The sequence below is a fragment of the Agrobacterium tumefaciens str. B6 genome (assembly GCF_001541315.1).
GTDB lineage: Bacteria > Pseudomonadota > Alphaproteobacteria > Rhizobiales > Rhizobiaceae > Agrobacterium > Agrobacterium radiobacter.
The window spans coordinates 261,545-284,635 of the sequence record NZ_LMVK01000023.1; the positions used below are offsets into that span (position 1 = coordinate 261,545).

General features: G+C 60.6%; 19 protein-coding genes. 3 read left to right on the plus strand and 16 right to left on the minus strand.

Translation table 11 applies throughout. The annotated features are described in order from the left end of the window. Window positions 1–23: 23 nt before the first annotated feature. From ASB65_RS17290 to ASB65_RS17315, 6 genes are read right to left on the minus strand one after another with little or no spacing between them, the layout of a single operon-like run. Window positions 24–1,619, minus strand: coding sequence for an ABC transporter substrate-binding protein (locus ASB65_RS17290; protein ID WP_060724814.1), 1,596 nt, complete (start codon window positions 1,617–1,619; stop codon window positions 24–26). A 43-nt stretch (window positions 1,620–1,662) separates the two neighbouring features. Next, window positions 1,663–2,796 (minus strand): DUF917 domain-containing protein, encoded by a 1,134-nt coding sequence (locus ASB65_RS17295; protein ID WP_060724815.1) that lies wholly within the window; start codon window positions 2,794–2,796, stop codon window positions 1,663–1,665. After that, window positions 2,789–4,345 (minus strand): hydantoinase/oxoprolinase N-terminal domain-containing protein, encoded by a 1,557-nt coding sequence (locus tag ASB65_RS17300; RefSeq protein ID WP_060724982.1) that lies wholly within the window; start codon window positions 4,343–4,345, stop codon window positions 2,789–2,791. The genes ASB65_RS17295 and ASB65_RS17300 overlap by 8 nt, the downstream gene beginning before the upstream one ends. A 17-nt stretch (window positions 4,346–4,362) precedes the next feature. Further along, window positions 4,363–6,009, minus strand: a complete 1,647-nt coding sequence (locus tag ASB65_RS17305; RefSeq protein WP_060724816.1) for an ATP-binding cassette domain-containing protein — start codon at window positions 6,007–6,009, stop codon at window positions 4,363–4,365. 4 nt (window positions 6,010–6,013) lie between these two features. Beyond that, window positions 6,014–6,895, minus strand: coding sequence for an ABC transporter permease (locus ASB65_RS17310; RefSeq protein ID WP_003506763.1), 882 nt, complete (start codon window positions 6,893–6,895; stop codon window positions 6,014–6,016). Then, the gene (locus ASB65_RS17315; RefSeq protein WP_060724817.1) at window positions 6,895–7,923 is read right to left on the minus strand and encodes an ABC transporter permease; all 1,029 of its coding nucleotides are present in this window, start codon (window positions 7,921–7,923) and stop codon (window positions 6,895–6,897) included. Before ASB65_RS17315 ends, ASB65_RS17310 begins: the two co-directional genes overlap by 1 nt. Before the next feature lie 136 nt (window positions 7,924–8,059). Here ASB65_RS17315 and ASB65_RS17320 point away from each other — a divergent pair, with 136 nt between their 5' ends. Beyond that, a complete protein-coding gene (locus ASB65_RS17320) occupies window positions 8,060–10,411 on the plus strand; it encodes a helix-turn-helix transcriptional regulator (protein WP_060724818.1) in 2,352 nt (783 codons plus the stop codon). 3 nt (window positions 10,412–10,414) lie between these two features. Here the strand turns inward: ASB65_RS17320 and ASB65_RS17325 are convergent, their stop codons facing one another. From ASB65_RS17325 to ASB65_RS17370, 10 genes are read right to left on the minus strand one after another with little or no spacing between them, the layout of a single operon-like run. Next, on the minus strand, window positions 10,415–11,125 hold the full coding sequence (locus ASB65_RS17325) for a ribonuclease activity regulator RraA (protein ID WP_060724819.1): 711 nt from the start codon (window positions 11,123–11,125) through the stop codon (window positions 10,415–10,417). 34 nt (window positions 11,126–11,159) lie between these two features. Continuing rightward, window positions 11,160–11,957, minus strand: a complete 798-nt coding sequence (locus ASB65_RS17330) for an NAD-dependent epimerase/dehydratase family protein (RefSeq protein WP_060724820.1) — start codon at window positions 11,955–11,957, stop codon at window positions 11,160–11,162. 11 nt (window positions 11,958–11,968) lie between these two features. Continuing rightward, the gene (gene araD / locus ASB65_RS17335; RefSeq protein WP_060724821.1) at window positions 11,969–13,693 is read right to left on the minus strand and encodes an L-arabinonate dehydratase; all 1,725 of its coding nucleotides are present in this window, start codon (window positions 13,691–13,693) and stop codon (window positions 11,969–11,971) included. A 37-nt stretch (window positions 13,694–13,730) separates the two neighbouring features. Continuing rightward, window positions 13,731–14,810, minus strand: a complete 1,080-nt coding sequence (locus tag ASB65_RS17340) for an ABC transporter ATP-binding protein (protein WP_060724822.1) — start codon at window positions 14,808–14,810, stop codon at window positions 13,731–13,733. 22 nt (window positions 14,811–14,832) lie between these two features. Next, window positions 14,833–15,876, minus strand: a complete 1,044-nt coding sequence (locus ASB65_RS17345) for a carbohydrate ABC transporter permease (RefSeq protein WP_060724823.1) — start codon at window positions 15,874–15,876, stop codon at window positions 14,833–14,835. After that, on the minus strand, window positions 15,869–16,837 hold the full coding sequence (locus ASB65_RS17350; RefSeq protein ID WP_003506778.1) for a carbohydrate ABC transporter permease: 969 nt from the start codon (window positions 16,835–16,837) through the stop codon (window positions 15,869–15,871). The genes ASB65_RS17345 and ASB65_RS17350 overlap by 8 nt, the downstream gene beginning before the upstream one ends. 57 nt (window positions 16,838–16,894) lie before the next feature. Continuing rightward, entirely contained in the window at window positions 16,895–18,166 is a 1,272-nt protein-coding gene (locus ASB65_RS17355; protein WP_020808679.1) for an ABC transporter substrate-binding protein, read from the minus strand. Between the two features lie 22 nt (window positions 18,167–18,188). Next, on the minus strand, window positions 18,189–19,262 hold the full coding sequence (locus ASB65_RS17360) for a Gfo/Idh/MocA family protein (protein ID WP_060724824.1): 1,074 nt from the start codon (window positions 19,260–19,262) through the stop codon (window positions 18,189–18,191). After that, the gene (locus tag ASB65_RS17365) at window positions 19,259–20,275 is read right to left on the minus strand and encodes a Gfo/Idh/MocA family protein (protein ID WP_060724825.1); all 1,017 of its coding nucleotides are present in this window, start codon (window positions 20,273–20,275) and stop codon (window positions 19,259–19,261) included. The genes ASB65_RS17360 and ASB65_RS17365 overlap by 4 nt, the downstream gene beginning before the upstream one ends. Then, window positions 20,268–21,320 carry a Gfo/Idh/MocA family protein gene (locus tag ASB65_RS17370; protein WP_060724826.1) on the minus strand — a complete coding sequence of 351 codons (1,053 nt, stop codon included), beginning with the start codon at window positions 21,318–21,320 and terminating at the stop codon, window positions 20,268–20,270. Before ASB65_RS17370 ends, ASB65_RS17365 begins: the two co-directional genes overlap by 8 nt. 103 nt (window positions 21,321–21,423) lie before the next feature. On the opposite strand from ASB65_RS17370, the gene ASB65_RS17375 reads away from it, so the two are divergent. Both ASB65_RS17375 and ASB65_RS17380 read left to right on the plus strand, forming a co-directional pair. Further along, complete coding sequence (locus tag ASB65_RS17375; protein ID WP_060724983.1) at window positions 21,424–22,137, plus strand: GntR family transcriptional regulator; 714 nt, start codon at window positions 21,424–21,426, stop codon at window positions 22,135–22,137. A 33-nt stretch (window positions 22,138–22,170) separates the two neighbouring features. Continuing rightward, a complete protein-coding gene (locus ASB65_RS17380; protein ID WP_060724827.1) occupies window positions 22,171–23,091 on the plus strand; it encodes an SMP-30/gluconolactonase/LRE family protein in 921 nt (306 codons plus the stop codon).

The following is a 23,091-nucleotide window of genomic DNA, read 5'->3' on the forward strand; positions in this document are numbered from 1 at the left end:
GACCGGTTTTCATACGGCGGAGATCACTCCGCCTTGCAGTCCCAATGGAAGTTGGAGAAGTTCAGGTCCCAGCTCTGCATGGGAATGAACTCGTAACCCTGAAGGCACTTGTTCGCCGCATAACGGCGGTTCGGTGCAACCGCCCAGACATCCGGCTGAAGATCGGCGATCTTCGTCTGGAGTTCCTTGTAGGTGGCGTTCTGCTCGCCGACATCGGTGGTGGCGCGAACCTTGTCGATCAGCCCGTCGATTTCCGCGTTCTGCAGCCATTCCATCGACATCCATGTGCCGGAAGCCTTGGAATGATACTGGTTGTAGAACATCGCATCCGGCGACGGGTAGGTCGGCGAGATGTTCACCTGCGTCGATGCGGGCGTCGTATCGGGCTTGGAGGAAAGTTCCACGATGCGGTTCCACGGCTCCGGCTTGATATCGAGCGTGATGCCGATCTGCTCGAGGCTGGACTGCAAAAGCAGCGCCACTTCCGCCTCGAAGGCCAGCGAAGCGACATAGCTGTTGACGAGCGTGATCTTCTGGCCGGCATATTTCGACTTCGCCAGCTCTTCCTTCGCCTTTTCCAGATCGTAGACGCCGGGCTGGATATCGCCGTTATGCGCGTCCTTGAAAGCGTCGGAGAGCGGTCCCTGCATGTCGAAACCGGGATAGATCACTTCCTGGATCGTCTTGTAATCCGTTGCATAGGCAATGGCGCGACGAACGTGAACGTCGTCGGTCGGGTAAACCTTGGTGTTCAGCTTGATGACGAAACCGCCGGCGGTGCGGGTCTGGATCAGCTTGTAACCCTTCATCCGGCCGATGGATTCATAGGTGTCGTTGCCAAGACCGTGCGAGGAAAGGCCAAGTTCACCCTTTTCCGCAAGCGCCTTGACGGTGGCGTCGTCGCTCGTCTGAACGAAGCGCACTTCGTCAATCGGCTTGCCCTTGGTCCAGCCAAGGAAATAGTCCGCATTGCGGGCGATGACCATATCGGCAGAACGGTTGTAGCTGACGAGCTTGTAAGGGCCGGAACCGGCGGAATGTTCGCCCACATAGGCCTCGCCCCATTTGTCTTCGGGCTTGGCACTGGCTTCGATCAGCGTCTTGTTCATCGCCATCATCAGCGGCGTGGCCGCCATGAATGGCGAGAACTGGCGTTCGATCTTCATGACCAGCGTCGCATCGTCAGGCGCGGTGACGTTTTCGGGCTTCAGGACGCCGACGATGAGGTTCGACGGGCCCTTGTTGATGCCGAGCAGGCGCTGGATCGACCAGACGAGATCGGCAGCCTTTACCGCCGTGCCGTCCTGAAACTCCGCATCGTCGCGCAGGTGGAAGGTGTAGGTCAGGCCGTCTTCCGAAACATCCCAGGACTTCGCCAGATGCGGCACGATTTCGCCCTTGGCGTTCACCGTCGTCAGGCCGTCATACATGTTCACGATGGCCATGTAGCCGGTATAATCAGTCACTTTCGCCGGGTCGAGCGAGCTGAATATCTGCATGGTATTGACCGCGACCGACACCTTGTCTTCCGCAAAGGCAGCAGAAGGACCAAGCGGCAACGCGATTGCCGTGCCGAGCGCAAGCAGGGCAAGGCGGGAAGAAAGTCCTGGCATTTTCATTGTCGTTCTCCTCTTTATTGCGGGTCATTTGCCCCGCTTATGGTTAGGCAGCCTTGCTGACCGGGACGGGCAGCGGTGAGAAAGGAATGTCCGGGTAACCGAAGGCCGCCGGCCCGACGACCTCGAGCGCGCGGGCGCTGCGCAACAGATCGTGGCAGGGGATGGCGATGACGGCCACGCGCTGGCCGTAGCGCAGCACTTCAGTGGTGATCGGATAACCGGTGTCGACATCGAGCAGGACGATCAGGTCGGGTACCGTCACTTCCACCTTGCCGTCACGGGTAAACAGCAGGAACTCGTTCTGGATGGCGACGCCCGCCGTCTGGCCCGCGCAATCATCGAAGCCGGAGAGTGTGAGATCGCCGACCGCAAAACCGCCGCGCAGATGGCGCTTCAGATCGGTGATCTTGCCGTTGAAAATGCGCCGTCCGCCTTCGAGCGCGCAGACAGCCGCAATCGGGTCTTCCTGCTGCTTGCGGGCGCGGATAACCGCCTCACCGATGGCAATCGCCTTGGTATAGGTTTTCGGAATGCCGTACTGGTGCACGTAGTGGGCCTGCATCGGCGCGGTCGCCAGCATTGCACCACCGCCTTGCGAAACGACGCAGGCGCGGGCCATGCGCTCGTGCCAGACCTCAGAAACGGCGTGACTGAAGATGACGGCATTGCCGTGCAGGTCGCACATCACCGATGGCGTGGAACTGTGACCGTAGATGGAGAAGGTCGTCATCTGCATCTCGGGGAAGGCCCGGCCCATGCCGTCGCAATCGAGGATCGGCAGGCCGCCAAGTGCGGCCGTCACCAGCGGGTTCATCGAGTTCGCGCCGCCGATTTCTTCGCAGACGCTCGCGTCTACGGGCGTGCGGATCAGTTCTTCCATCCCCCGCAGGCAACGCAGGCCTTCGCGGCCTTCGCGAATGCGCTCCACGCCGACCACGGGGGCGCCGATGCCGCCGATGGACATGCAAAGCGCGTCCGGCTCGATGGCGTCGGTCGCAAGGATCTTCATCTCGTAACCGGCCTTCATGGCTTCCAGTGCGAGCAGCTTGCCCAGATAGGGATTGCCGCCGCCGCCCGTGCCAAGAATGCCTGCACCGATTTCCAGCGCGTCGAGATCCTCCCGCGTCAGCGTACGCAATACCGCTTCGTCATATTTCAGCTTGCGTGTTTCAGCCATGATTGGCTCCCATTTCTCCAACAACTTTCACATGAATGCGGGTGGCATTGCCGGGCAGATAGGCAAGCGGCATGTCCTCGCGCTCGATCACTTCCAGCGTCTCGGCAAGCCCGCCTGCCGCAAGCGCCTTCTCGCGCGCCTCGGCCTCGGCTTCGGCAAGCGCACTCTCACGCGTGCGCCCTTCGATCAGCGAGAAGACGCGGTCCGTCTCGCCGCTGATCTGCGCGATCGCCGCACCGACGGCATTCGCCACCGCGAAATTTTCGGGGCGGATGACTTCCAGTTCACCGATACGGTCCGGCATGAGAATGGAGCCGCCGCCAACCGCGATGACAGGCACCGGCGAGGACGAGATGCGGCTGCGTTCCACACAGGACTCGAGCATGGCGTTGATCTTTTCGACCGCAGCATCCACAAGCCGCTTGTCGAGAGTGGAAACCAGCGCCTTTTCGCCCACATCCGCCTTGCCGGACGCGACCGCGATATCCGTCGCGGTCAGGGTCGTGCCACCGAAGCAGAGCGCCTCACGGCGGACCCGGTAACCGACGGATTTCGGGCCGACGGTCAGGCCATGGTCGCCATTGACCACCAGCGAGCCGCCGCCGAGACCGATGGAAAACACATCCGGCATGCGGAAATTGGTGCGCACGCCGCCAATATCCACCGTCGTGGAAGCCTGTCGTGGAAAGCCGTGCGACAGCGAACCGACATCGGAGGTGGTGCCGCCGACATCGACCACAACTGCATCCTTGAGGCCGGTGAGGAAGGCCGCACCACGCATGGAATTCGTCGGACCGGAGGCAAAGGTGAGCACAGGAAAGCCGCGTACCACATCCGCCGCCATCAGCGTGCCGTCGTTCTGGGTGATATAGAACGGGCAAGTTATGCCCGCTGCCTTCAGCGCCTCGCCGAAAGCGGCGACGGTTCGGTCGGCAAGCGACAGGAGGCTGGCATTCATGATCGCAGCACTCTCGCGGGCGAGCAGGCCGTGCCGGCCAATATCCTTGGACATCACCACCGGCAGGCCGGGGCAACGCTCCTGCAGGATTTCCTTCGCCCTCAACTCCATCGCATCGTTGATGCCGCTGAAAACGCATGTGACGGCTGCGGCCTTCAGACCCTTGGCGCGAATGTCGGCGGCGATACGGACGATCTCGTCCTCATCGAGGGCTGATATTTCGCGGCCGTCGAATTCGTAACCGCCACGCACCTGATAACCGTGGTTGCCGACGATTTCCCTGAGATCATCCGGCCAGTCGACCATGGGCGGCAGGCCGGCACCGGAAGGCAGGCCGAGCCGGATGGCGGCGACCTCGTCCATATGCCGCCGCTCGATCACCGCATTGGTGAAATGCGTGGTGCCGATCATCACGGCACCGATGTGTGCCCTGTCGATGCCCGACGCCTCGATCACCTTTTCAAGGGCTTCGATGACACCGGACGTCACATCTTCGGTGGTGGAGGCTTTCACCCCCGCCAGAACAGTCTTTTCCTGTAACACAACGGCATCGGTATTTGTGCCGCCGACGTCAATTCCAACGCGATACACGTCAGGCTCCTCTTTTATCAATCGGTCGTTTTTACGAGGAAGCGCATGCGCTCTTCCTCGGTCACGGTGGGTTTCAGACGCTCTTCCTCGTCGGTGACGACGGGGATCGCCGCGATTAACGCGCGGGTATAGGGATGCTCCGGCTCGGCAAAAACCGCAGACGTCACCCCTTCCTCGACGATCTCGCCGCGCAGCATGATGGCGATGCGCGAACAGAAATTGCGCATCAGCGACAGGTCGTGCGAGATCATCAGATAGGTCAGGCCAAGCTCTTCCCGCAGCTGCAGCAGAAGGTCGATAACGGTCTTCTGCACGGAGACATCAAGCGCCGCCGTCGGCTCGTCGAGGATGAGGATCTTCGGTTCAGCCGCGAGTGCACGGGCAATGGCGACACGCTGCTTCTGTCCGCCGGAAAGTTCATGCGGATATTTACCGAGATAGGATTGCGGCAGCCGCACCAGCCCCATCAGTTCCTGCATCCGGTTTTCGCGCGCCTGCCCATCCATGCCGATGGATTTCAGCGGTAGGGTAAGCGTCTGCCTGACGGTGCGCTTCGGATTGAGGGAAGTGCCCGGGTTTTGATAGACGATCTGAGTCAGCCGTTTGCCACGCCCCGGAGATGGGGCGTCGATGACGAGATTGCCGGAGGTCGGGCGCGAAAGGCCCATGATCATGCGCGCAACCGAGGTTTTTCCCGAACCGGATTCACCCGCAAGGCCGAAAATCTCGCCATCCTTCAGTGTTATGTTCACGTCGCGCACGGCGTGGTAACCGTTACGCCTGCCGTAAATCTTGTTCAGCCCTTCGATGGTGACGATCGGCGGGCGCGTGCTTTGCGCCAGATCGGTCACACGCGGGCCATAGAGCGGCGGCACCGCATCCAGCAGCGAACGTGTGTAATCCGCAGCGGGTGCATGAAGGATTTGCGTGCAGGGACCGGTTTCGACAATATCGCCATGGTGCATGACCACGACCCTGTCGGCTACCTTGCGCACGACGCCGAGATTGTGGGTGATCATCAACAGCGCCATGTTTTCTTCGGCAACCAGCTGGTTGATGAGATTGAGGATTTCATCTTGTGTGGTCACGTCGAGCGCCGTACCGGGCTCATCCGCGATCAGGAGCTTCGGCTGATGCAACAGCGCAAGCCCGATCAGTACGCGTTGGCGCATGCCTCCCGAAAGCTCGGACGGGTAGGCATTCATGACCCGCTCGGTATCGGCAAGCTGCACGCGGCGCAGAACCGCCGCGATGCGAGTACGGCGCTCTGCCTTGGACGAGTTGATGCCGTCACGCTTGTCGGCAAAGCGCATGACATCGTCGAGATGCGTGCCGATCTTGAAGACCGGATTGAAGGACGACAGCGGGTCCTGCATGATCAGCGAAAACGCCGTTCCCTTCAGCGCTTCGCGCTCCCTTCTCGGCATGGCAAGCACATCCCGGCCATCGATGACGACGGCGCCGGACGTGATTGCGGCATTCTTCGGCAGGGTGCCGATGATCGCCTTGGCGGTGACCGACTTGCCAGATCCGGTTTCGCCGATCAGCGCCACGCGCTCGCCGGCGGCAACCGTGAAGGCAACATTGCGCAGCACCTGCCGCGTGCGGCCATAATTGGTGAATGTGACGTTGAGGTTTTCGACCTTGAGAAGCGGTTCAGTCATGGTTTTAGCTTTCCACGTCGAACATGTCACGCAGGCCGTCGCCCAGCAGATTGAAACCCAGCGTCACGTAAAGCACGGCCGCGCCGGGGCAGAGGACTTCCCACCAGAAATCCGGCATGAACTGGCGCCCATCGGCAACCATCGAGCCGAGATCGGGGGTTGGCGGCTTGACGCCGAAACCGAGGAAACTCAGCGTCGCGCCGAAGAGGATGACGAAAGCCGCATCCAGCGTCGTCTTGACTGATATGACCGAGACACAATTGGGCAGGATTTCGCGAAAGAGGATGTGGAGTGGCCCGGCACCGGCAAGACGCGCGGCTTCGATATAATCCTCTGACGCGATGGACTTCGATACCGAATAAATCAGTCGCGCATGCCAGGTCCACCACAGAAGCGTGATCGCGATCATGGCGTTCATCAGCGTCGGTTCCAAAAGGTTGGAGACCGCCAGCGCCATGACGAGCGGCGGCATGGCCAGCATCACATTCGTCAGGCCGCTGATGATTTTTTCAGTCCAGCCGCCGAAATAACCGGCCATCAGACCAAGCACCGTGCCGACGGGAACCGAAATGCCGAGCACACCGATGACAAGAAGAAGCGAAACCCTGAGCCCGAAGACGGTACGGGAAAAGATGTCGCGTCCGGCCTTGTCGGTGCCGAACCAGTGCTCCAGATCCGGCGGCATGTGACGCGCCCGGAAATCGACGACAGCGCCGATATGTTTGGGATAGGGTGTGAGCCAGGGCGCAAAGATTGCCAGAACCAGCACCGACAACAGGATCAGCGAACCGATGACCGCCGCCGGATTGCGGCTGAAGCGGTACCACATCATGTAACCGGCGCTTAAACCGCGATCGGTGGGTTCGAGCATTTTCATATCAGCCATCAGCGAGCCTCCTTGCGGCGCAGGCGCGGGTCGATGATCGAGATCAGGACATCAACGATCAGGTTCGCAACGATGAAGAACAGGCCGGCCACCAGCACCACGGCGGTCACGGCATTGAGGTCTTTCTGCAGGATGGCGTTCAGCCCGTAGGAAGCGAAGCCGCCCCAGGCGAAGACCATTTCGATCACGAAGGCATTGCCGATCAGCGAGGCGAATTCGAGCCCCATGATCGTCAGCGGCGCTATGGAAGAGAGCTTCAGGAGATAACGGAAGATGATGACCCGCTCCGGCACGCCGAAGCTTTGCAGGGTAAGCACGTGATCCTTGCGCTGGTTCTCGATCATCGAGGAACGCGTGATGCGGGTGATCTGGCCGACGCCGGCCATGGAGAGCGCAAAAGCCGGCAGTGCAAGGTGCTTCAGCGCATCCAGCACCACATCGAACCGTCCGGCCAGCGTACCGTCGATCAGGAGGAAATCCGTCGGGCCACCCTGCCAGCCGAGCGCATGATCGATCCTGCCGATAATCGGCCAGCCGGAGACAAAGCGGGCGGCCAGCAATTGCAGCGTGATGGCGAAAAGAAAGCTCGGGATTGTCACGCCGGTGAGCGACAGGATGCGGCCGATATGGTCAAGCGGACGGTCGCGGTAATGCGCGGTGATGACGCCGAGCGGGATGGCGACGGCAAACATGAAGATGACCGAGACCAGAACCAGTTCGACGGTCGCGGGAACAGTCTGCGCCAGATCAGTGGTGACGGGGCGCTGGGAAACCAGCGAGAAACCGAGATCGCCGTGCAGGGCGTTGCTGATGTAATCGAGATATTGGGCGGCGAGCGGCCTGTCGAGACCCATCTCACCACGCAGCGCATCCACCTGTTCCTGCGTCGCCGCAGGGCCGAGCGCCATGCGGGCGGGATCACCCGGCACCACGCGAGCCAGGACGAAAATCATGATGGACAGGGCGATCATGACCAGCACGAAAGCGCCGAGCCTGTTCAAAATCGCGACCAGCGGATGTTGCTGCATCGTTGGAGCGTTCCTTGTGCATCAGTTGCCTGAGCACAAGTTTTCACCACCATCCCTTTTGAACAATCTCTGAAAGGTATAGTTTTTTGAAAGATGAGTATAGGTTTTTATGCTTAAACGCCCTATCCCGTTGTGAATGACACTCCTGCCCCGCACCCGCCTTTGCCGCCGAATCGCCAGCGAAACCGCCGGCATAATCTTTCTGCGCGCCCCGGCGGGCGCGGGAAAAAGCGTGCTGCTGGAAATGCTCGCAAAGGAGTTGGGAACACAGATATGCCGCACGCACCAGCCGCGAAGCGATGATGCAGCAAATGACTGCCTTCTATGGGACGTGCCGGTTTTCGCACGGGCAGTGCGCATGCCCGCCGCCATTCTGGAAACGGTGCGTTTTATGGTCATTGCCTGCCGCCCGGATCAACGGATAAGCGGACTGGCCCGGCAGATCCTGCATCGCGGTTCGCTTACCATCGGACCAGATGAACTGGCGCTAGGGCAAGATGAAACCGAAAGCCTCCCCCCTCAACAGCGGCGTCTGGTACTGGAGGATTATGCAGGATGGCCGGCCTTTCTATCGCTCGCCCGGCATCCGGACGAAAAGCTGTGTGCCGACTATCTTCGGGAAACCTACCTGCCGCATCTTTCACCCGCCCAGACGGTTGAGCTTTCATTCTGGCTCGAAAACCCCTCCGCAGAACCCGAGGCGGAATGGACAGACCTGCTGCCGCCCTTCCTGACTGGAACCCCCGAAAATCACCCCACCCTAATACGGCTTCTCACCCTGGCTGCGCGAGAACGTCTCTCCACCTTGCAGGCCGGCAGCGCCGTGGTGGAGGTCGCATCGGCTTTTGAAAAGGCTGGACATGCGCTCCCGGCCATGGCGATGCTGCTCGACCGCGGTTATGAGACCCATGCCGCGCAAATTCTTGAACGCGCCCATGGCCGCGAACTGATCTACCGAAGCAGCGTCGACAGGTTTCGCGAGATCATCATGCGGTTTTCGCAGGACATGATCGCAACGAATGAAACCGTGCTCTTTGCCGTTACCCGCGCATTGCTGAAACAGGGTGAATTGCAGCGCGTGCGCCATCTGCTCGGCAAAAGCCTCGGATCGGATTATCTCGATCCGCTGAAGGTGCTCGCCCGTGGTTCGCGTTTTTCCTTTGCCGCCCGCACCTTCCGGCTGAACCTGATGATTGCCGAAGATCTGACGCCCAATGACGCGGTGATAACGCGTCTCGCCGAGTTCATGGCCGATTATCCCATGGACGATCACGGCAAGTGGGCGGCCTATTACAATGCACTGCTGGAATTTGAAATTCGCCGCCGCAATTTCCGCGAGGCGGAGGCGGCTGCTGCCCGTGCGCTGATCTATCTGCGCAAGATGGGCGGGCAGCCCCTGCTCGAATTCTTCATCCACCTGCACCAGATCGTGTTGCGGCTGATGAGCGGTGATGTGCTTCTGGCGCGTCACGCAGCACAGGAGGCCCGCGCGCGGCTGGAACAGGTGCCGCATGATGCGGTGCAGGAGTTCCGGATGCTGCGACTGGCGGAAGCCTGCCTTGCCTATGAGGCCGGAAAGCCCCGCGATCTCCTGCATTTCGTCGAACATGAATTCGATCATTTTGCTGCGGCCGAGATATGGCCGAGCCTCATGCAGTTCGCCCTGCATTATGCTTCGCAGGTGCTGATCGACCATTTTCCGATGACCGTTCGCCCGGGTTTTCTAGACGGTCTGTGGATTCATCTGTCGGAAGGGCTGCAATTCCATGCGATGATGGAAATCAGGACGGCCATCGCCTATCAGAACGCCAACCGCTGGGCGGATGCCGCTGCAACCCTTTCCGCGATCCGCATGCCGATGGGCCGCAACTGGGTGGAGAGCGCACATGACGACCTCTCCCGGCTGACGCGGCGCGATGAAATCGCCTATGTCATGGCCTGGCTGCGCGATGCGGTGCATCTTTTCACGCCGCGCGCCTATCTCTCCCGCCAGATCGACGCGATGATCGCCAACCCCAAGGTCACCAACCGCGAGAAAGTCGCGCTCAGAATATGGCAGAGCTATGCCGCGCACCAGCGTCGCGACAATGCCGCCGCCCGTGCCCATATTCTGACCGCGCTTGAATCGGCAACCCGCCTTGGCTGCAGCGGCGTCCTGTCGGAAGAGCGCGTCTTCCTGTCGCCGCTTCTCAACAATCGCCGCATCCGCAGTTTCATCGAAACCTCTTCCGATGTCCGCATCGCGCTGTCGATTTTCGCCGCCTCGGTGAATTCACCGCAGGCACGCGCCCTGCATGGCGGGCTTTCGCAGCGGGAAGCGCAGATGCTGCAACTTCTGGCCAGCGGCATGTCGAACAAGAAGATCGCCCAGACGCTTAACATTTCCGAAGTGACGGTGAAGTTTCACCTCGGCAACCTGTTCCGCAAGCTGGATTGCAAACGCCGCGCGGAGGCGATCCGCGCGGCGAAAGCACTGGGCTGGCTATAAGGTTCAGCGGTTGTTCTTCTTGCGCCATTCGGCAAAAGCCGTCTGGTGTTCTTCCTTGGTGCAGGGGTAAAGCCCGATGATCGTCTGGCCGGCCTTGACCTGCTCCACCACGAAATCCTCATAGGCCGTCATTTCCACCGCCTCGGTCGCCACTTCGTCGGCAATGCCGGCGGGGATGACGATGACGCAATCCGCGTCACCAACGATGATGTCGCCGGGAAAGACCGGCGCATCGCCGCAGCCGATCGGGCCGTTGATTTCGATCGCTTCGTGTTTGGTCAGGTTGGTGGGGCTGGAAGGACGGGTGTGGTAAGCCGGAATATCCAGCTCGGCAATGGTGGCCGCATCACGGAAACCGCCATCGGAAACGATGCCCGCACCGCCGCGAACCATCAGGCGGGTCACCAGAATATCGCCGGCCGAGGCGGCGCTGGCATCCTTGCGGCTGTCCATGACAAGCACGTGGCCCGGCGGGCAGGTTTCGATGGCGACGCGCTGCGGATGGGCGGGATTGCGGAATTCGATGAGCTGGTTACGGTCTTCGCGGGCCGGCATGTAGCGCAGGGTAAAGGCCGGGCCGACCATGTTCTTGCCCTTGTAGCCCAGCGGGCGCACGCCCTGGATGACCTGGTTGCGCAGGCCGCGCTTGTAAAGCGCCGTCGCCAGGGTAGCGACGGAAATCGTCATCAGTTTTTCGCGCGTTTCATTGTTCATGTCTGTCTCCTCGCAATGGGCGGATGGATGTGTTTCAAGTCCTGTGAATGGGCTCGTCTATGAAGACGCCGCCCTGATATTTTGCGATCGCAGCCTCGGGATCGGGGCGCGGCACATCGCGTTCGATTTCTGCGCGGTAGCGCGCGGCATTATCGCGCCGCTGCCAACAGAGAAAATCGACATGGGAATTATCCCACCAGCTGTCATCATTGGCGGAAACGCCCCAGATGACCGGGCATCCAAGCTTCGGCACGCAGAAGGTGGCCTCGATCAGCGAAACGAAGTCGCCGTAGCTCAGCCAGGTCGACAGCATCCGCCAGTTGGAGGGCTTTTCTTCGCAAGAGCCAATCCGGACGATAGCAGTCTCCTGGCCGAATTTGGAATGGTAGAGGCTCGCCATCGCCTCGCCGAAAATCTTTGAGACGCCGTAAAGGCCGTCTGGCAGAAAGGGCGTGTCGGGAGCAAGCTGTTTGCCCTGCGGGTAATAACCGATCGTGTGGTTGCTGGAGGCGAATAGAATGCGCGGCATGCCGTTAAGCCTCGCCGCCTCGTAGAGATTGTAGACCCCGCGCAAATTGGCAGACTCAATCGGGTCGAAGGCCCTCTCGACGGAAACTCCGCCGAGATGAACGATGCCGTCGCAGCCCCTCACGAGATCATGGACCGCCTGCTCGTCCTCAAGCGCGCAACGAACGAGCTCTTCGTGAGATGCTGGTGAACCGAGATCAACGACGTCAGAAAGACGAATGATTTCGGCGACATGGCCAAGCCGCCCGCGCAGCATGCTGCCCAGCTTGCCGCCGGCACCGGTGATGAGCAATCGCTTCAACATGATGGTGCCCCTTAGAAAATATCGGGCTCGCCGGCGGTGCGGCCGAAATCCGTCTGCAGGAAGTCGAAATCGCAACCTTGATCGGCCTGCGTGACGTGCTTTGAGAAGAGATAACCATAACCGCGCTCATAACGCGGCGCAGGTGCCTGCCAGGCGGCACGGCGGCTGGCGATCTCCTCTTCGCTGACCAGCATGTCGAGACGACGCTGCGGCAGGTCGAGGCGCACGATATCGCCTGTTTTCAGGAGCGCGAGCGGGCCGCCGACGAAGCTTTCCGGCGCGACATGCAGCACGCAGGCGCCATAGGACGTGCCGGACATGCGGGCATCGGAAATGCGCACCATGTCGCGGTGGCCCTTCTTGATCAACGCCTTCGGGATGGGCAGCATACCCCATTCGGGAAAGCCGGGACCGCCGAGCGGACCGGCATTGCGCAGCACCAGAACATGATCCGGCGTGACATCAAGGTTCTCGTCGTCGATCGCCTTCTTCATCTCCGGATAGCTGTCGAAGACCAGCGCCGGGCCTTCGTGCACATGATATTTCGGATCGCAGGCAGCGGGCTTGATGACGGCGCCGTCAGGGCAAAGATTGCCGCGCAACACCGCAAGCGAGCCTTCCGCATAAACCGGATTGTCGAGCGAGCGAATGACGTCGTCGTTGTAGACCTTCGCGCCTTCGAGATTTTCACCCATGCTGCGGCCGGTTACGGTCAGCGCCGAACAGTCGAGGCGGCTTTCCAGCTGCTTCATCAGTGCCCGCAGACCGCCAGCGTAATAGAAATCCTCCATCAGATAGTCTTTGCCGGAGGGGCGGACATTGGCGATGAGCGGCGTGACCCGGCCAAGTTCGTCCAGCTCGTCCAGCGTCATCGGCACGCCGGCGCGGCGCGCCATCGCGATCAGATGCACGACGGCATTGGTGGAGCAACCGGTCGCCATGGCGACGATGGCGGCATTGCGAAACGCCGTCGCGGTCAGAATACGGTCCGGCGTCAGCTCCTCGCCCACCATCTCCACGATACGTCGGCCGCAACCTGCCGACATGCGCTGGTGTTCGGCATCTACCGCCGGAATGGAGGAGGCTCCCGGCAGGGTGAGGCCAAGCGCATCGGTGATGGCGGTCATGGTCGAAGCTGTGCCCATGGTCATGCAGACACCGGCGGAGCGGGCGATACCGCCCTGCACGCCGCGCCATTCCTCGTCCGTGACGTTACCGGCACGTCGCTCGTCCCAGTATTTCCAGGCATCCGAACCGGAACCCAGAACCTTGCCGGCATAATTGCCGCGCAACATCGGGCCTGCAGGCAGATAGATCATCGGCACGCCGGCCGAAATCGCGCCCATGACGAGGCCGGGTGTCGTCTTGTCGCAACCGCCCATCAGCACCACGCCGTCAAGCGGATGCGAGCGGATCATTTCTTCCGTCTCCATCGCCAGCATGTTGCGGTAAAGCATCGATGTCGGCTTGGTGAAGCTCTCATCGACGGAGAGCGATGGCATTTCGACGGGGAAGCCGCCCGCTTGCAGGACACCACGCTTCACATCCTTCACCCGCTCTGGGAAATGCGAATGACAGGTGTTGAGCTCCGACCATGTGTTCAGGATGCCGATGACGGGTTTGCCGACGAAATCCTCCTCCGCATAACCAAGCTGCATCATGCGCGAGCGGTGGCCGAAGCTGCGCAGGTCGTCGGGCGCGAACCAGCGGTCGGAACGGAGTTTTTTATCGGTCATCTCAATGGTCCTGCGTTGCGGGTTGCGCCTGGAGCTGTCAGTCCTGCCGGAGCGTCAGCCCGCTCGTCGTATCGAAAAGATGGATGTATTCCAGCGGCGCCGACAGACGGATGACTTCGTCAGCCGATGTCGAGGTCTGGCCGGAAAGATGCAGCGTCACCCGGGTGCCATCACCGAGAGTGCCGTAAAGATAGGACTCTCCGCCCAGCTGTTCGGCGGTGCGCACAGACATGGTCAGTGCGCCTTCGCCACCCGCCTGCACATGGTTCGGACGGACACCGAGCGTCACTTTCTGACCGGGCTTGTAGGCAAAACCGCTCTGCGGCAGGGGGATCAGTTCGCCGGTGGCGATCTTCAGGGACGGCGTTGCATCCGAAGTCACTTCGCCGGCGAAGAAGTTCATCTTCGGCGAGCCGATGAAGCCCGCCACGAAGAGATTGGCCGGGCGGTTATAGAGATCGAGCGGCACGCCGAACTGTTCGAGCTTGCCGGCGCGCAGAACGGCGATCTTGTCGGCCATGGTCATGGCTTCCACCTGATCATGCGTCACATAGATCATGGTATTGCCGAGACGCCGGTGCAGGCTGGAAATCTCGCCGCGCATATCGACGCGCAGTTCCGCATCGAGGTTGGAAAGCGGCTCATCGAAAAGGAACACGCGCGGTTCGCGCACGACGGCGCGGCCAATGGCGACGCGCTGGCGCTGACCGCCGGACAGATCCTTCGGACGACGCTCCAGAAGCTGGTCGATCTGCAGCATCTTGGCCACCTGGTTGATCTTTTCAACGATGTCCTTCTTGGGTGTGCCGATATTCTCAAGCCCGAAGGACAGGTTTTCGCGAACTGTCATATGCGGATAAAGGGCGTAAGACTGGAACACCATGGCAAGGCCGCGATCTGCGGCCGGCACCGTGTTGACCACATCGCCGCCGATGACGATATCGCCGCCGCTCAATTCCTCAAGGCCCGAGATCATGCGCAGCAGGGTCGACTTGCCGCAGCCGGAAGGGCCAACGAAAACACAGAATTCGCCGTGCTTGATATCGAGATCGACACCCTTGATCACATCGAGGGCACCATATGTCTTTTTGACCTGACGAAGCTGAATACTTGCCATTGTCGTATTTCCTCCCTGAGGATTATTTGCCGCCCGTCGATGCAATGCCGGTGGCGATGTATTTTTGCAGGAACATGAAGACCAGCGCGATCGGCGCAAGCGTCAGCACCGTCATGGCCAGAAGATTGCTCCATTCCGTCGTCATCTCCCCCTGGAAGGAGTTGAGCGCCAGCTGCAGGGTGAAGTTGTCATTGCGGGTCAGCACGATCAGCGGCCAGAGGAAATCGTTCCAGCGCCACATGATCGCTAGGATCGCCAGAACGGCAAGCGCCGGCGCCGAGAGCGGCAGGATGATGCGCCAGTAGATCTTCCATTCGCTCGCCTTGTCCATGCGGGCGGCATCGAGGATTTCATCCGGGATCGTCAGCATATATTGCCGCAGCAGAAAGACACCCGTCGGGGTGGCGGCACCGGGAATGATGACGCCCCAGAGACTGTTGATCATGCCCAGCTGGCTGGTGATGAGAAACAGCGGCACCAGCACGACGGTCTGCGGGATCATCAGCGTGCCGACAACCAGCGCCAGCACCACACCCCTGCCCTTGAACTGGTATTTCGAGAGCGCAAAGGCCGCCATGGAATTGACGATTAGCATGATGAGGGTTGACGTCACCGTGATGAAGGTCGAGTTCCAGAAATAGAGCGGAAAATTGAAGCGCTGGAAAAGCTCGGTGTAGTTTTCCGTGGCGAGCGCCACCTTTTCAGCAGGCTTCAGCTCGTTGAACTGCATCTTCAGGACTTCAGTGGGCTTTGCCGGGTCAACCACCTGGGCAACGAGGCCGATGCGCCTGATCATGCCGAACTTGCGGCCATCCTTGTCGACATAGGCCGGCAGCGGCGCTGCCTGCCCGTCCACCACCACGGTTTCCTGCGTATAGGGCAGGAGGCGCGGCGGGAAACGCTGCAGATCGGCTTCCGTCTTGAACGAGGAGAGCACCAGCCAGACGACGGGGCCGAACATCATCAGCACGGCCACGCCGAGATAGGCGTAGGACAGCCAGTCGGTCCAGTGCAGCTTGCCGTTGCGGCCGCGGGTACGGGTCAGAAATGCGCCAATCCTAGCCATCGACCTTGCTCCTGTTTGCCCGGAATTGCAGGGCGGTCAGCACCACGAGCACCACGGCGAGCAGCAGCGAAGCGGCAGCCGCAAGGCCGAAATTGCGGGGCGTCCCGGCAAAGCCGGTCTGATAGATAAACTGAATGATGAAGGTGGTCGCCGAACCCGGGCCGCCACCCGTGAAGGCAAAGACTTCATCGAAGGTCTGCACGCCCTTGATGAGCGACAGGACGAGAACGACGAGCATGGTGGGTGCAAGCAGCGGCAGCGTAATGCGCCGGAAGATGCGCCAAGGGCTTGCCTTGTCGAGCTGCGCCGCCTCATAGACATCGCGCGGGATCGCCTGCAGGCCGGCCAGAAGAATTAGCGTGTAGAAGCCCATATGCGCCCAGACTGAGAGGAAGACCGACCAGCCGAAGGCAAGATTGGCTTCGAGCAACCAGTCGACCGAACCGAGGCCGAGGCCCTCCATCGCGGCGTTGAGAACGCCGAAACGCTGGAGAATCCACTTCCAGATCAAGGCCACAACGACGGGCGACAACAGCACGGGGAAGAAGAAGACAGCACGGAAGAACCCCCGCGCCCGGATATCGCGGTTGAGCACGATGGCCGTGATCAGCGAAAAGCCAACCATGAAACCCACCTGCAGCACCACGAAGAAAACCGTGTTCCAGACGGAGCGCCAGAACAGGTCACGCTCACAGGAATTGGGGTCGAGGTAGTTCTGACAGGAAAGAAGGACCGAGAAATTTTCGCCGCCCACGGCAGGGCGTTCGGAAAGCAATATGTGTTCGCTGCCGGTCACGGAATAGGCCATGTTCAGCACGATCGGCAGAAAGGCGAAGACCGCGAACAGGATCAGATTGGGTGTGAGAAACACCCACGCGATCCGCCGATGGCCGAGAACCTTCTGCAGGAAGGCAAAGGGCAGTTCGACGATGCCCATCACGGGCGCAAGAAATTTATACATGAGGGTCCTCCTTCGATCCGGCGCGGCGCGGAATGCACCGCGCCGGAAGGCGATGGATCACTTTGCCTGTTTCAACGCTTCCTCGAGGTCCGTCTTCGCGCGGGCCATGGCCTCATCAACGGTGCTTTCACCGACGATGGCCTGCGTGATGCGCTGGACGGAGATGTTGAACATGGCGCGATTGTTCTTGTAACCCTGATAGGTGTAGGCAATCGGGCTGAGGCCGGGGATCTGGTCCAGCCAGGCGTTCATGGCCTTCTGCGTCGCAGGCGTCGCACCGGTATAGGTCACGCCCTTGTCGGCCACGGCCTTGTGGGCCGGAACGTTGCGGGTGCGAACGGTGAAGTCGAGATAATTCTCGTCCTGAGCGAGGAAGTTCAGGATGTCGGCAACGATTTTCGGGTTCTTGGTCTGCTTGAAGCCGACAACACCGGTACCACCAGGCATGCCGGTGCAGGCAGCGCCACCACAGGGCTGCGGCACGACTTCCCAGTCAAACGCATCGCCGACCTGGCTGTCGAAACGCGCGGTCTGCCAGCTGCCGGAATAATAATAGACCAGCTGGCCGTTGATGAATTCCTGCGCGGCGTCACGATAGGTGTTACCGCCCTGTCCGGCCCAGACGTCGCGCGCCATGGTGCCGTCCTTGTTCCATTCGACGAATTTCTTCACGAAGGTCGTGAAGCCTTCATCGACGAGAATGGGCTTACCATCGGCGTCGAAAATCTTTGCGCCATAGGAAATGGCCGGACCGGCAATGCGGTGGCCGGAACGGTCGATGGCCATCGGATAGGGCGTACCGGTTGCCTTGGCGACGGCACTAGCAGCCTTCGCCCAATCGTCCAGCGTTGCATCCTTGCCGGGTACGGCCACATTGGCCTGATCGAACAGGGTGCGGTTGATGAAAGCGCCGGTGATGGTGAGCTGGGTGTGCATGCCGTAGATGCCCTTGTCGTCAGGGCCGCTGCGGTACCATTTCAGCACGTTCGAGAAATTGTCTTCCCAATATTTCGCGTCCACATAGGGCGTGAGATCGAGATAATAGCGGTTGAGACCGCCAAGGTCGGTTACGGTTGCGAAATCCGGGCCGCTGCCACCGGCGAGTTGCACGGGCAGGCCTTCCAGAAGCGCCTTGTAAGGCACGACGTCAGTGACGATCTTGACGTCCGTATGCTGCTTTTCGTAACGGGCGAGAATGTCCTTGAGGATCTCACAGCCGTTTCCGTCATAAGCACAGGTGAAGCGCACTTCCTGCGCCGCCTGGGCGGCGCCAGCAAAGGACGCTGCGCCAATGGCGAGCGCCAGTGCCATGCTGTATTTTCTGGTCATCTGGTTTCCTCCCTTTAGATGATTATGCGTTGGCGGATGCGCGCGGTGCCCAGCCCTTGATCCACTCGCCTTCAGCGGCGTCGGACAGGCGAACCGGCTTTCCTTCCCTGACCGAGCGATAGATGGCGGTGACGAGTTCGATGGACTGCAAGCCGTCATGAACCGTCACTTCCTTGCCGCCGCGTCCTTCCATCGCGTCGGCAATGGCTTCGACAAAACCGGCAAAGCCGTTTTCGCCATCGGCCACCGTTGCCAGAACGGCGTCGATCTGATCCTGCGTCGTCGGTGCACGGGCGATGAAACGCCATGTGTCTTCAGCCGGGCGGTAGGGCAGCGTGCCGCTCTCGGCAGTGAACCCTTCAAAGCAGAAGCGCAGACGCGAGGTATCTTCGGCCGCACCGAGCGTGACCGAGCTCGTCGCCAGCGCACCGCTTTTCATGCGGAAGCTGAGCGCCGCGCAATCTTCGGTTTCGATCTTGTTGACGCGCGTGTCGGCCATGGCGAAAACTTCGTCGACCGGGCCGAGAACGTGGCAGAGAAGATCATGGGCGTGAATGGCGTGGCCGAGGATCGCGCCGCCGCACTCGCCCTTCCACGTACCGCGCCACGGAATGTCGTAATAGCTGGCGCCCCGGTTCCAATGGACTTCCGAGCTTGCGACAAAGGCCTTGCCCGCAAGACCGGCATCGATCAGCGCGCGCAGCTGCCGCATGGCGTGTCCGAAACGGTACTGGAAGACCGGAAACACACCGCGACCGGTCTTCTTGACGGAGTCGATCAGCGCGTTGGCCTCTTCCAGCGAGCGGACCAGCGGCTTTTCGCAGACCACATCCTTGCCCGCAGCATGCGCCTTCAGCGTGACAGGGAAATGCAGGTGCGGCGGCAGGCAGACGTCGATGAGCTGGATGCTCTCGTCGACCAGAACCTCATCGAGATCGGTGGTCAGACGAATGGAGGTATCATCGCCGGCGACAGAGCGGGCGCGCTCCAGATCGAGATCGCAGATCGCCTTGACGACAAAGCGTTTGGGCAGTGCGCGATAGCCGCTCAGATGCTGGGCGCCGATGCCGGCGCCAATGATGGCAACACCGATCATTTCGAGACTCCCTCAGCCTTGGCCTGTGCCTGAAGCGAGAGGTCGCAGACCTTGAAGACGTGTTCCTGCGTCATTGCCGTTTCCGTGCGGTTGCGGATATCGTCGCAGATACGGGCGAAATAGGGCAGACCAGCACCGGAAGCATCAATATACTCGCAGCGGTCGCCATTCACGAGAATGAGGCGGTCGGTGCCTTCCGTATTGCCGACATCGACATATTTACGCAGCTCGATGTAACCCTCGGTGCCGAGGATCGTCAGGCGGCCGTCACCCCAGGTCGGCAGCGCATCGGGCGTGTACCAGTCGACGCGGATATAACCGTGGCCCTTGTCACCGCGCAGCACGACTTCGCCGAAATCCTGCAGGCCCGGATCATCAGGGTTGGCATAATTGGCAACGGTGGCAGCCACGATCTCCACTTCGGTCGAGCCGGTGAAGAACATGAACTGGTCGATCTGGTGGCTGGCGATATCGGTGATGATGCCACCGTAAGCTTCACGCTCGAAGAACCACTTCGGACGGATCTGGCGGTTCAGACGATGCGGGCCGAGGCCGACGGTCTGGATAACGCGGCCGATGGCGCCCTGCGCGACGAGTTCAGCCGCCTTGGTCACGCTCGGAACTTCAAAACGCTCGGAGAAATCGACTGTCCAGATGCGCTTGGTCTTGGCCACGGTCTGGCGAAGGCGATCGAGCTGTTCGAAGGTGGTGCAGCCGGGCTTGTCGGACATGACATCCTTGCCGGCTTCCATGGCGGCGATGGCAAGATCGGCACGCTTGGAGGGGATATCGGCAATCACCACGAGGTCGATGGTGCCATCTGCAAGCAGGGCTTCCTTGGAAGCGGCACGCGGCACATTCGGAAAGCGTTTGACGAAGCCCTCCACGACATCGGGCTCGCCTTCGGTCCACCAGCCGGCAAATTCCGCACCGGCGTCCAGCAGATTCTGGGCCATGCCGAAAATATGCCGGTGCTCTATGCCAAGAGCGACGAACTTGATTGCTTTAGTCATCCTGCAGTTCCACTTCCTTGCCGGTGTCGGCCGAGTTGATGATCGCGTCGATCAATCTGTGAGACAAAAGAGCCGCGTCACCGGTGACGACCGGCGGGCGTCCTGAAGAGATGGCGTCTGCGAAATCCTCGAAGACGCCCTGATGCCATTCATGCGTGAAAGCCATGGGATCGGCGCCGCCGCCCGTGCCGGCGGCCGCGCCGCCGAAAGTCTCGTGCCGGCCATCACGCCAGTCGACATGCAACAGGCCGGAGGCGAGCCGCATACTGGCATTGTCGAAATGCAGGAGGATCGATTCCGCAGCGCCGGGGAAACTTGCGGTGCTTGCGACGAGCGAACCGACAGCGCCGTTCTTGAAGCGCAGACCGGCAGAAACGTAATCTTCGGTTTCCATGCGATGGAAACGCGTCGTCGCCGCCATGGCCTGAACACGGGCGACCGGCCCCGTGAGGCTCAATGCCAGATCGATCGTATGAATTGCCTGGGAGATCAGAACGCCGCCGCCATCGCGCGCCAGGGTGCCGCGGCCCGGTTCATCATAATAGGATTGCGCACGCCACCACGGCACAGAAATTTCGCAGAGCCCCAGCGCTCCGAGCGTGCCGCCATCGACAAGCTCACGGGCTTTCTGCGATGCAGCCCGCATGCGGTGCTGGAAGATGATGCCGAGTGTGACGCCAGCGTCACGACAGAGAGCCACAAGACCATTGGCTTCCTGCGTATTCCGGGCGACGGGCTTTTCCATCAGGATGTGTTTGCCCGCTTTCGCGAGCTGTCCGACGATATCGATGCGGGCATTCGGTGGCGTCGCGATGATGGCGAAATCGACATCCGCATCGCGCGCCGCTTCCTCGACAGAGGAATAAACGACGACATCGTATCCGGTGTGTTTCGACGCTTCCGTGGCCAGCGCCCTGGCGCGGCCGGAACCACCATCAACGATTCCCTTCAGGCGAATTTTCTCTGGGCTTGCCGCACAGGCAAGCACATGCGTCTTCGCTACCATTCCGGCACCGACGATGACGCAGGTCTTGATATTTTGCATTTCGGGAGCCTCCTTCCCAATGCGCAATCATTTGCATACCGGTATGCCGGTTGTCAACACACTTGTGTTCCGGTATACCGGTTATGAAAACGCTGGAGGGTATATGCCGAAAATTCCCGTAACAGGTGGCACCGTGCCGACGATGGAACGACTGGACCTTCACCGTCCGGTCGTTGACCAGATCTATTCCGCGCTGAAATCGGCCATCCTTTCGCGGGAGCTTTTTCCCGGCCAGGCGGTTTCGGAAAACGAAATCGGGCAATCCTTCAGTTCCAGCCGAACGCCGGTGCGCGAAGCGCTGAGCCGCCTGCGGGATGACGGCCTGATCGCCACCCTGCCAAGCCGCGGGACCTATGTTTCGAGATTATCGGAAAAGAACATTCGCAGCGCGCAATTCATCCGCGAGGCCTTGGAGGTTGCAGCGGTTAGCAGGCTGTGTCAGATCGGCCTGACGGCGGAAGCCGAGCTGGAGATCGAACACGCCCTGAATGGCCAGCGTGCAGCCATGCGCCGCGGAGACAGAAAGGCTTTCCGCGTACATGACGACCAGTTCCACAGCGCGCTTGCTGCTGCGACGGGTCTCGAGAGACTGGAAACGCTATTGATCCGCGAAAAGGCGGGGCTGGATCGCCTGCGTGCACTCGCCATCACCGACGAGGCGCATATGGCACGCCTGCTCTCCGAACACGAGGCGGTTTACGACGCGATCAAGGCCGGGGACGAAGCCCGTGCGGCCGACGATTTGCGCAAGCACTTAAGGCGCGTCCTCGGCATTCTTTCGCAGGTTTTCGAGAACCATCAGGACTATTTCGAATAATTCTGCGGCATCTTTTTCAACGGTTCGAGCATCATGAATACGGCAAATCCCGCACAAACGCTTGCCATGTCGCAGGCGAAACTTCTTTGCGACACGATGAGCACACTTGCGGAATCCCCTGTTTGGGACGAACGGCGACAGGTGCTTTTCTGGTGTGACATCCTCGGCAGAACGGTGCGATCTGCAGCGCTTGAGCCGGGCTTCTATCGCGAATGGTCGTTCCCGCACACGGTATCAAGCCTCGGGCTTTGTCAGAACGGCGATCTTATCGTCGCCTGCGGCATGGATATTATCATCCTCGATCCGGATAGCGGCAAAACGCGTTTCCTCCATTCCGTTCCGGCACCGGAAGGCATCCCCTGCCGGCTGAACGACGGCCGGATCGGCCCCGACGGCGCTTTCTGGGTTGGAACCATGCACAATGTGCCGCTCCCGGACATGCAGCCATATGGCGAACTTTGGCGGATCACCGAAAAGAGCGCCGAACGCATGCAGACCGGGCTGACATGCCCCAATGGGCTGGCCTTCTCCCAGGACGGATCGATCATGTGGCAGAGCGATTCCGTCCAGAAATGGATACGACGGCGAAAATTCGACAGCAGTAACGGCAGGTTCGATGAAGGCGTGCTGGTGGCCCAGATGACGGAAGAGACAGGAAGACCCGATGGCGGCTGTCTCGATAACAACGGCACTTATTACAGCGCAGGCGTTTCCGCCGGCCTGCTGAACGTTTTCACGCCCGACGGCAAACAGGCGGAGGTCATCGCGGCCCCTGTCCCGCACCCCACCATGCCCTGCTTCGGAGGGCCCGATTTCAATATCCTGTTCCTGACATCACACCGCCACAACATGTCCGAGGACCGGCTGAACAAAGCACCATTTTCGGGCGGCGTCTGGGCGATCCCGACACAGACAAAAGGGTTCGCTGGCTTCCGTTTTGGCGACGATGGATAA

Bases quoted from the DNA above. Each gene is read 5' to 3' on its own strand.
- ASB65_RS17350 (WP_003506778.1), bottom strand. From the start codon at position 16,837: ATGTATAAATTTCTTGCGCCCGTGATGGGCATCGTCGAACTGCCCTTT.
- ASB65_RS17315 (WP_060724817.1), bottom strand. From the start codon at position 7,923: ATGCAGCAACATCCGCTGGTCGCGATTTTGAACAGGCTCGGCGCTTTC.
- ASB65_RS17290 (WP_060724814.1), bottom strand. From the start codon at position 1,619: ATGAAAATGCCAGGACTTTCTTCCCGCCTTGCCCTGCTTGCGCTCGGC.
- ASB65_RS17340 (WP_060724822.1), bottom strand. From the start codon at position 14,810: ATGGCAAGTATTCAGCTTCGTCAGGTCAAAAAGACATATGGTGCCCTC.
- ASB65_RS17320 (WP_060724818.1), top strand. From the start codon at position 8,060: ATGACACTCCTGCCCCGCACCCGCCTTTGCCGCCGAATCGCCAGCGAA.
- ASB65_RS17370 (WP_060724826.1), bottom strand. From the start codon at position 21,320: ATGCAAAATATCAAGACCTGCGTCATCGTCGGTGCCGGAATGGTAGCG.
- ASB65_RS17360 (WP_060724824.1), bottom strand. From the start codon at position 19,262: ATGATCGGTGTTGCCATCATTGGCGCCGGCATCGGCGCCCAGCATCTG.
- ASB65_RS17310 (WP_003506763.1), bottom strand. From the start codon at position 6,895: ATGGCTGATATGAAAATGCTCGAACCCACCGATCGCGGTTTAAGCGCC.
- ASB65_RS17380 (WP_060724827.1), top strand. From the start codon at position 22,171: ATGAATACGGCAAATCCCGCACAAACGCTTGCCATGTCGCAGGCGAAA.
- ASB65_RS17345 (WP_060724823.1), bottom strand. From the start codon at position 15,876: ATGGCTAGGATTGGCGCATTTCTGACCCGTACCCGCGGCCGCAACGGC.
- ASB65_RS17365 (WP_060724825.1), bottom strand. From the start codon at position 20,275: ATGACTAAAGCAATCAAGTTCGTCGCTCTTGGCATAGAGCACCGGCAT.
- araD (WP_060724821.1), bottom strand. From the start codon at position 13,693: ATGACCGATAAAAAACTCCGTTCCGACCGCTGGTTCGCGCCCGACGAC.
- ASB65_RS17325 (WP_060724819.1), bottom strand. From the start codon at position 11,125: ATGAACAATGAAACGCGCGAAAAACTGATGACGATTTCCGTCGCTACC.
- ASB65_RS17330 (WP_060724820.1), bottom strand. From the start codon at position 11,957: ATGTTGAAGCGATTGCTCATCACCGGTGCCGGCGGCAAGCTGGGCAGC.
- ASB65_RS17375 (WP_060724983.1), top strand. From the start codon at position 21,424: ATGCCGAAAATTCCCGTAACAGGTGGCACCGTGCCGACGATGGAACGA.
- ASB65_RS17355 (WP_020808679.1), bottom strand. From the start codon at position 18,166: ATGACCAGAAAATACAGCATGGCACTGGCGCTCGCCATTGGCGCAGCG.
- ASB65_RS17305 (WP_060724816.1), bottom strand. From the start codon at position 6,009: ATGACTGAACCGCTTCTCAAGGTCGAAAACCTCAACGTCACATTCACC.
- ASB65_RS17295 (WP_060724815.1), bottom strand. From the start codon at position 2,796: ATGGCTGAAACACGCAAGCTGAAATATGACGAAGCGGTATTGCGTACG.